The sequence below is a fragment of the uncultured Helicobacter sp. genome, assembly GCF_937906905.1.
Taxonomy (GTDB): Bacteria; Campylobacterota; Campylobacteria; order Campylobacterales; family Helicobacteraceae; genus Helicobacter_B.
In genome coordinates this window covers 1-8282 of the sequence record NZ_CALERY010000008.1, presented here as the reverse complement: position 1 = coordinate 8282, position 8282 = coordinate 1, and the positions used below count along the sequence as shown (strand labels likewise).

Genomic DNA, 8282 nt, shown 5'->3' with positions numbered 1-8282 from the left:
GTTAGGATCTGCACCCTTAGCAGGGGTGTGGTTTCAGCCACTCACCCATCTGTCCCAAATAAAGGGGCTAATTCTAAACTATAATCGATAAAAAAAACCTTAACACCGCAAAGACCCCCCAACGCTCGCCTCAACATTAGCCTACATGGTGCTATTGCTACGCTCTTGGTGGATAAGCGTGGCGAATTGTTCAAAAATATTGCGTGATTCTCTAGGACCCGGGCTTGCCTCTGGGTGGTGCTGGACAGAGAAAATAGGCGCATTTTTGTAGCGCACACCCTCGATTGTATTATCAAAGAGATTTCGGTGTGTTACATCTGCGACCTGCTCGATAGATTCTGGCACGCAGTAGTTGTGATTTTGCGATGTGATTTCGACGGAATTATTTGTGAGATTTTTCACAGGGTGATTGCCGCCGTGATGACCAAACTTTAGCTTATATGTCTCATAGCCATGTGCGAGTGCGAGAAGCTGGTGTCCTAGGCAGATACCAAATATCGGGATTTTAGCTTCTATGAGTTTGGCGATTTGGGAGACTTGGGCGGAGAGCATTTTGGGATCGCCAGGTCCATTTGAAAGAAACACTCCGTCAATCTCGCCCCGCTCAAAGCGCTCGATAATATCTTGTGCGGAAAAATCATGCGGAAAAACTTCTGCTAGTAGCCCAACGCTTACAAGCTCATTGAGGATATTGCGCTTGGCACCGAAGTCAATCACTGCGACTTTATACTGCGTGGCGGGCTTGCTGTATGAGAATACATCAAAGTCAAACACCCCATCATCATGCGTGAAACTCTTTGTCGTAGAGACTTGGCTGATATGGTCTTGCTGCTCGATTCTAGGGGTTTGCGCTAGAATCTCGGCGAGCTTGACTTTATCTTCCACTTCCGTAGAGATGACTATCATCATCGAGCCCTCATTGCGGATCATTTTCACCAGCGCACGCGTATCGACACCACAAACCCCTAGGATATTATGCTTATCAAGAAAGGATTTGAGGCTTATTTGCGCGCGGAAACTTGACACCATGTCGTTATAGTGGCGCACGATGACTCCAGAGGCAAAAACCCCACGACTCTCGCAGTCTTGATCATTTGCCCCGACTATGCCTATTTCTGGCATGGTAAATGTAATAAACTGCCCTGCATAGCTAGGATCAGTGATAATCTCCTGATAGCCACTTAGCGAGGTGTTGAAGACGATTTCACCCACTCGAGTCCCGCTTCCAGAGAACGCCCAAACTTGCAGATACAAGCCATTTGCGCAGTATATCCATGCCTTTTTCATATCACTTGCCATGGTTGCTCCTTACATAAAGCCCTTTTTGCGCAATTCTTCCTCATAGAGTTTGTCATAGATAAGCTCATATTCATCAGTGCCTACAAGCAATTTACGCTTGTAGTTTTTGATCTTCTCCACGACTTCATCTTGGATTTCATCGTGCATTTTTGCAAAACTATCGATAGATTTAAAAATGACATTTTTTATCTGGTTCTTATTGACATTAAACTGGATATATTGCTTGTCTAAAAGCGTATCCAAAATCTTGTGCGATAGCGCATTATAGCGATCGTCCCAGAATAGCAAAAACCGCCTCTCATCAGCGATTTGTCGCTTGATCATGCCAAAGAGTTTGCGCTCATCTACGCGTAAAAATTCCACCTCTTGCTGGTTTTTCTCCATGAGATCTTGAGCTTTTTGATCAATTGCGAGCTCTTCTTTGACATCGTGCTCGAGAATTGTTTGTGCGGTTTTGGTGATACTCTCAAGCGGGACGAGCAGGGTAAGCATGCTAGAGTTGTATAAATCAAGAGCTATTTTATTTGCAATATATCCAATTTGATTAAGTCGTAATCGCATGTCAGCAACCTTACATAAGAATGCTGTATTGTAGCATGTTTAACTAAAATTGGATTTAACAAGCCCCCTCTGCTTATAGCCCCTTATAGTGTAGATTTTGCGCAGCTTCTACCAGATGTCCTGCTCGCCACCGACACTTGATCCACTAGGGAGCGGTGAAGTGGTCGTGTAGTAGAATCTATATTTGTCGATAACTTTAGATTCTACGCCCTCTGGCACAGAAAATGTCTTGCGCTGGGCAGGATCAAGCCGTAGCACATTGCCTACAAACTCCGCAAACACTGGCGGTGCGACAAGCCCTGCACTCTCGCGCTGCCCGATTGGGTGGCTATCATCACGCCCATACCAGATGATTGCTTGCACATCAGGTGTGAATCCGCAAAACCAAAAATCCACATTGTTATTTGTCGTCCCGGTTTTTCCAGCGACTTCTACGCCATTGACGCGAGCGCGCCTGCCTGTGCCATTTGCCACTACTTCGCGCAGGATTGATACCCCTAGGAATGCCTGCTCTGGTGCGATTATGGATTCTTGTTGTGTCTCATAGGTAAATACATTTCCCTCTAAATCAATAACACTATCGATGAGCGTAGGCTCTAGGCGCGTGCCATAGTTTGAGAAAAGCGAATATTCTTTTGCCATGATAAGTGGCGTAGCATTTAGGCTGCCTATGGCGATAGTCATGTCGCTGTTTAAATCCTTGAATCCATAGTCAAGCAGACCATTATAAATCGTGTTGAACCCTACAAGCTGCACGATATTGAGTGTGGCAAGGTTGCGCGAGAACATGAGAGCTTCTTGCAGAGTGATAAGCCCGCGGAATGACTTATCGACATTGCTTGCTTGGTAGCCATCAAAATCCCGCGCCGCGTCGGGGACTTTTGTCGCAGTAGAGTAGCCTTTATCCAGTGCGATTTGGTAGATAAATGGCTTGACACTACTGCCGATTTGGCGGTTAGCATCTGTGGCACGATTAAAAGGGCTTTTATTAAAATCCACTCCACCAACGAGCGCTAGAATCTTCCCTGTGCGTGTATCAGTAACGACCATCGCGCCATTAAATGTATCGGTTTTGCTGACATCATCTTGCTCATCTTGTGTGGTTTTAGAGGCTTTTTGTAGGCGCTCTTGGATTCCGTTATAGCCATTAGTGAGCGCTTGCTGCGCGAATGCCTGATAGTCCAAATCGATATTGAGTTTAATCGTATAGCCACCGGTTTTGATATCTTTGATATTGCCAAGCTGGCGCAATGCGAAATCTGTTACATAGGGCGCGACATTTTGCGTGAGTGTTTGATTATATACGACTGGCACTTCTGCGAGCGAGGCTTGGGCGTATTCCTTAGAGATCCAGCCTAGGTCATACATTCTACGGATAACATCATTTGCGCGAGCGAGTGAGAAGTCCAGCCGCTTTGTGGGGTCATAGATACTTGGCGCATTTGGCAGTCCTACTAGCATGGCGATTTCTTTTAGCGTGAGTGTAGAGAGAGGTTTTTTGAAATACCCTAGCGCAGCGGTTTTTACCCCATAATATCCATGCCCGAAAAACACCTCATTGAGATAAATCTCGAGAATCCGCTCCTTGCTCAAGGCGCGCTCGACTTGGATAGTAAGCAAGGCTTCTTTGATTTTGCGGCTAAAAGTTCTTTCGCGCGTGAGAATGACATTTTTCACCAGCTGCTGGGTAAGTGTGCTTCCCCCCTCACCAAAGCGCCCGGATTTGATGTTTTTAAGCATAGCACGGATAATCGCATCGTAGTTTATCCCGCTATGCTCGAAAAATAGCGTATCTTCTATGGCAAGCAGTGCCTCTATCATGCGCGGAGGAATCTCATCAAACTTCGCATAGAATCTAAACTCCGTGTCAAAGACATTGGCGATTAGGCGGTTTTTTCGGTCATAGATTTGACTTGCGAGCTTTGGAGTGTAGTGCTTGACTTTGTCAATATCGGTGCTTAAATCTTTATAGAGAAGCACGATATATGCGATAGTGATACAGGTGATAATGATAAAAAGCGAAAGGAAGATTTTCTTAATCATTGACTACCTTAGCGTGAATGCCCGCGCTCAATTCTTAAGCGCAAAGCTGGCTAGGCTTGCGTTTCATCAGCGGGCTGCTCATCTTCTGCTTGCGGCATAGAAGTGTCGCAGTTTTTGATAGCTTGCTTGATTTGGGCGACTTTTTCGGCGAGCATTTCGTCGATACTTGCCATGACGCCATCAGATCCGCGCTCCATAGAAGAGATTTTAGCATCGATAAAGGCTTTTGGCGTGGTTTTGGTTTTATTCATGAGGCTTTGAGCAAGTGCGTTTGCCTCATCATGCACCACAGCGTGGAATCCATCGATTTTCTTATAGCCAAGCGTATCGCTGAAGTTGGCTTTGCCATCACCCTCGAAATACCACTTCCCAAGGCGACATGCAGTATGCGCGACTTGGTTGAAGCTATCGGACACTTCAAATAGTAGGGCGTAGAGATTGTTTTTGAACACAGTGTGATCGAGCTTAGCCAGTGTGCAGAAAATCTCGCTATCGCAGATATTGACCGCGTATTTTGCCATGCGTGCAGAGAGAAGGGTTTGGTTTGCCATGACATAGATTTCATCGACTCCTGATTTGACCTCTTGGGTAAATCCTGCCGTCTCCTCGGTGCTTGTTTGGATATCGCTGGCTTCTTGCTGCATGGATTTGACCACGATTGCGATTTCCTTTGTGGCTTTTTGGGTTTTCTCTGCGAGCTTGCGCACTTCATCAGCGACAACGGCGAACCCTCGACCATGCTCGCCAGCGCGCGCCGCTTCGATAGCGGCGTTGAGCGCGAGAAGATTTGTCTGCTCGGCAATATCATCGATGAGAGAGACGACATTGGTGATTTCGTTGCTTCGTTGAGCCAGGGAGGCGACGAGCTCGGTAGCATTTTGCATTCTCTCATAGAGTGAGTTAATGCTCTGCTCGACATTCTCGCTCCTTTGGCGCACTTCAAAGCTTACTTGCTCATTTTCTTCAGCTCTGTTAGAGAGCATTTTCGTCTCTTCGAGAATCTTTTGTAGTGCGGTTTGCGCGCCTGTGATTCCATCTTTCAAGCTTTTATGATACACGGAGAATAAATCCACCCCAGCATCACCCTTATCGCAGCGTGGATTGATTTCGACAAATCGATAGAAAGTTGCGCCATCGATGAGCTCGCTTTTGACGCGTAGGCTATGGCTTTGTGTGGAGATGTGCGTCTGCCCAGGTTTTAGTTCGGCGACGATTTGATCGATGTCGGGGAAATTCTGCGCGGCAGTATTTTTGAACACAACTTCACCATTCTTAATCCCTATCATCGCCTCTTCATAGGAGAAGCTTGCAACCCTCTTTAGGTGCTCGATTTGCTCTCTAAGACTTTGAATCTCGCTCTCCTGCTTTTGTAACATTAGCTTCGTATCTCTGCTTGAACCGCCGAACATAACAAACCCCTTGTGAAAAGTATTAAGCCCGGATTCTATCCTAATGATTCTTAAAAATCTCCTTGCATTTGCGAAAAATAAATTATAATTCCCAAGATATTCTGGATTGTGAGAGGTAGCAGTATGAAAAATCGTCTTGAGACACTAGAATCTATCCTAGAGCGTTTGCGGCACTCGATCCGTCAAAATGGCTTAAAAAACTCCAAGCAGCGTGAAGAAATCATCGCTGTGCTTTACAAGAGCGGCACCCATCTAAGCCCCGAGGAAATCACCGCAAATCTGCGCACTAGGGACAAATCCACGAGCATTTCATCAGTGTATAGGATTCTGGGCTTTCTGGAGAAAGAGCGCTTCATCACTGCCCTAGAGCCTGGGAAATCAGGCAAGCGCTATGAAATCGCCGCCAAAGAGCACCACGATCACATCATCTGCTTGCATTGTGGCGATATACAGGAGTTTGTCGATGAGGAGATAGAGTCCCGCCAAGTCCAGGTCGCTAGTGCGTATCGTGCGCGGCTAGTGAGCCATGATATGCGGCTGTTTGTGATATGTGCGAAGTGTCAGCAGCTCGCAGGCGAGTAGGGATTAGCAGGGCTTGGCTTTGCGCTAGATTCTGGTTTGTCGATTTATAAATGCTGGGGTATAATGCTTGCTTACACGCATTTGATGTGCAGTGGATTAGCAAGATGAGTCCCCACTCTTGTCGAGATTATGTGGCAAGAGATTTAGGGGATAAGTGTAGGAAATTTGGAAAAGGAGTGCGCATGAGGACTTGTAGAATCTATGCTTTAGCGCGCTCTTTGCTTGGGATTCTGGCTTTTGGCGCAGTGCCGACATTGCTTTACGCGGATAAAGATGTGGGTGGATATATTTGGAATCTATCAAGCCATACTGATGATAGCTATGATACTTTTCACTTTAAGGGTGGCTCCGTAGGCTCTTACGGCTTGAGCACATTTGAACAAAATTATAGAAATGGCACTTTGATTGTCGGCAACACGAGCAAAACACCAGCAAATCGCGATCTTGGCGTGCATTTTGGGGTGGGGGGCAAGTCCGGTTATATTAGTGGGACTTGGAATGCCAAAGAGGTGTATCTCACAGCGTATCTAGGCGCTGGGAATGCTGAAAAAACCGCTGGAGCAGATCTTACTTTCAATGCCACAGGCGACATTACGGCGGAGGGTTTAATTGTCGATATGTGGTCAGATACACAAGCTGATCGGCTTATATTGCGCTCTAGCGGTGGCAACATCACGCTTAAAGACTCTGATTTCAAAATCCATGGGGCAGATGTTCTAAGGGGTGAGTCAGCCCTAACTCTAGAAGCCAAAAATATGCTAAGTGCCGATAATTTTAAGCTCAATATGCCTACAAGCACAGCGCGCGTCAATGCGACTTTCAAGGCAGGGGAAATTAGCTTTACAAACTCCAACTTAAATATAGAAGCTTCTTCCACATCAGGCGCGGTAAGCACGACCAAATTTCAAGCAGACAAAAACATCAGCTTTGATGATAAGACGACGGCAAATTTTAGGGCAGATCATTTTGAAATGACAGCAGGAGAAAACATCGCCCTAAATGGCACGACCAATATGCAATCAGGTGGTAACACTACTGACGCTTACACTAGCTTCACCGCTGGCAAAAACCTAAGCTTAAACACGCTTAATGCCACACTACACTCTGGCAAGGGGCAGTTTATCGCCAAGGCTGGTGAGTCTATAAAGATACAAAACCTTGACTTGCACTCCAATCTTGGCACAGCAGTGAATGTTACCACCGCTACCCTTGAAGCCAAATCAATCACCCTTGATCGCGCCAATATTTACAACACCAAAGACACTGCGCTAAATGCAGGAGGATTTCACCTAAAAATGCACGCCACAGATGGCGATATTACCATAGGCAAAGACTCCAGCACGCAAAACAAGCTCTCCGCCGATCACTTAGAGCTATCAGGGCAGAATCTCTACCTAAAAGGCAGCACAAGCATAGAATCCGGCACTTTGACGATTGATACCTACATCAATTTCACAGCGGACAAAAACATCGCTATCGACACACTTAATACCACGCTATTTTCTGGTAAGGGCAATATGAATCTCAAGGCTGGCGAGAATCTATCAATAAAGAATCTCACTTTGCACGGCAATTTAGGCTTAGCAGTTAATAAAACGCACGCTACCTTTGAAGCCAACACCATAAACCTTGATAAAGCAGAGATCTACTCCACGCGCGGTATCACTAACAAAACAGACAACGCCGGGGCATTTGTGGTGAAATTTGTCGCCAAAGATTCTATCACGCTAAAAGATACCAATATCAAGCTTACCAACCAGCTAGAAGATGTGGGCGCGCCAGACTATGCGGTGTTTGAATCAGGTGGAGATCTCACTCATACAGGCAAGCTCTCTACTGCCACTGCCCAGCAGACTTGGGGTGGGGCGACCTTTGACTTTAGCAAAGTCAAAGGCAAAGCAAGTGTGGGTGATATAGAAATAGTCGCTGCCAATGTGAAGATGAACAAAGACTTTACCGCTAAATCCCTAGTCGTGCAAAAGCGACAGACAAATGGCGGGCAAGGCGGCTTAGGCACGAGGTTTTGGACACAGGAGAGCGGGAAGTATAAGTTTGACTCTATCGCGCTCAATGACGGCACAGACCTAGCAGCAGATACAGCGAGAATGACCTTTGTCAATAGTGAAGACAACAATGCCTTTGTCAAGGATAGCAAGCTAGAGCTAGGCTCGCTCTCTGTGGGGGTCAAAGGCGGCTTTTATGCCTCCAATATCCACCACACCACCGCTACTAACATCACTCTGCACTCTAACTCCACTGCGTCATTCCACCACCTCACCCTAACCCCGGGCGGACAGATTGTAATGGACGCTACCAATGCCCAGCTCGTGCTGGATAATCAACTAGTCAATGGTAAAAATGAAGCAGGTGTGCTAGAGCTAGGTGTAT

6 protein-coding genes are annotated in these 8282 nt (G+C 46.4%); 2 read left to right on the top strand and 4 right to left on the bottom strand.

Features of this window, described 5'->3' with window-relative positions:
* Positions 1 to 141: 141 nt before the first annotated feature.
* From carA to Q0171_RS02360, 4 genes are all read right to left on the bottom strand, one after another.
* A complete protein-coding gene (gene carA / locus Q0171_RS02375; RefSeq protein WP_299326326.1) occupies positions 142 to 1299 on the bottom strand; it encodes a glutamine-hydrolyzing carbamoyl-phosphate synthase small subunit in 1158 nt (385 codons plus the stop codon).
* Between the two features lie 9 nt (positions 1300 to 1308).
* The gene (locus Q0171_RS02370; protein WP_299326323.1) at positions 1309 to 1860 is read right to left on the bottom strand and encodes a DUF507 family protein; all 552 of its coding nucleotides are present in this window, start codon (positions 1858 to 1860) and stop codon (positions 1309 to 1311) included.
* Positions 1861 to 1968: 108 nt separating this feature from the next.
* Positions 1969 to 3903, bottom strand: a complete 1935-nt coding sequence (locus tag Q0171_RS02365; protein ID WP_299326320.1) for a PBP1A family penicillin-binding protein — start codon at positions 3901 to 3903, stop codon at positions 1969 to 1971.
* Positions 3904 to 3953: 50 nt separating this feature from the next.
* Positions 3954 to 5279: a methyl-accepting chemotaxis protein gene (locus Q0171_RS02360; protein WP_299326317.1), complete on the bottom strand. Its 1326-nt coding sequence runs from the start codon at positions 5277 to 5279 to the stop codon at positions 3954 to 3956.
* A 156-nt stretch (positions 5280 to 5435) separates the two neighbouring features.
* Here Q0171_RS02360 and Q0171_RS02355 point away from each other — a divergent pair, with 156 nt between their 5' ends.
* A complete protein-coding gene (locus Q0171_RS02355; RefSeq protein ID WP_299326314.1) occupies positions 5436 to 5894 on the top strand; it encodes a Fur family transcriptional regulator in 459 nt (152 codons plus the stop codon).
* A 182-nt stretch (positions 5895 to 6076) separates the two neighbouring features.
* Positions 6077 to 8282, top strand: a 2206-nt coding sequence (locus tag Q0171_RS02350) for a vacuolating cytotoxin domain-containing protein (protein WP_299326311.1), incomplete at its 3' end; no start/stop codon positions are given.

Excerpts from the sequence above, each read along its gene's own strand:
- Q0171_RS02355 (WP_299326314.1), top strand. The coding sequence starts at position 5,436 with ATGAAAAATCGTCTTGAGACACTAGAATCTATCCTAGAGCGTTTGCGG.
- Q0171_RS02365 (WP_299326320.1), bottom strand. The coding sequence starts at position 3,903 with ATGATTAAGAAAATCTTCCTTTCGCTTTTTATCATTATCACCTGTATC.
- Q0171_RS02370 (WP_299326323.1), bottom strand. The coding sequence starts at position 1,860 with ATGCGATTACGACTTAATCAAATTGGATATATTGCAAATAAAATAGCT.
- Q0171_RS02360 (WP_299326317.1), bottom strand. The coding sequence starts at position 5,279 with ATGTTACAAAAGCAGGAGAGCGAGATTCAAAGTCTTAGAGAGCAAATC.
- carA (WP_299326326.1), bottom strand. The coding sequence starts at position 1,299 with ATGGCAAGTGATATGAAAAAGGCATGGATATACTGCGCAAATGGCTTG.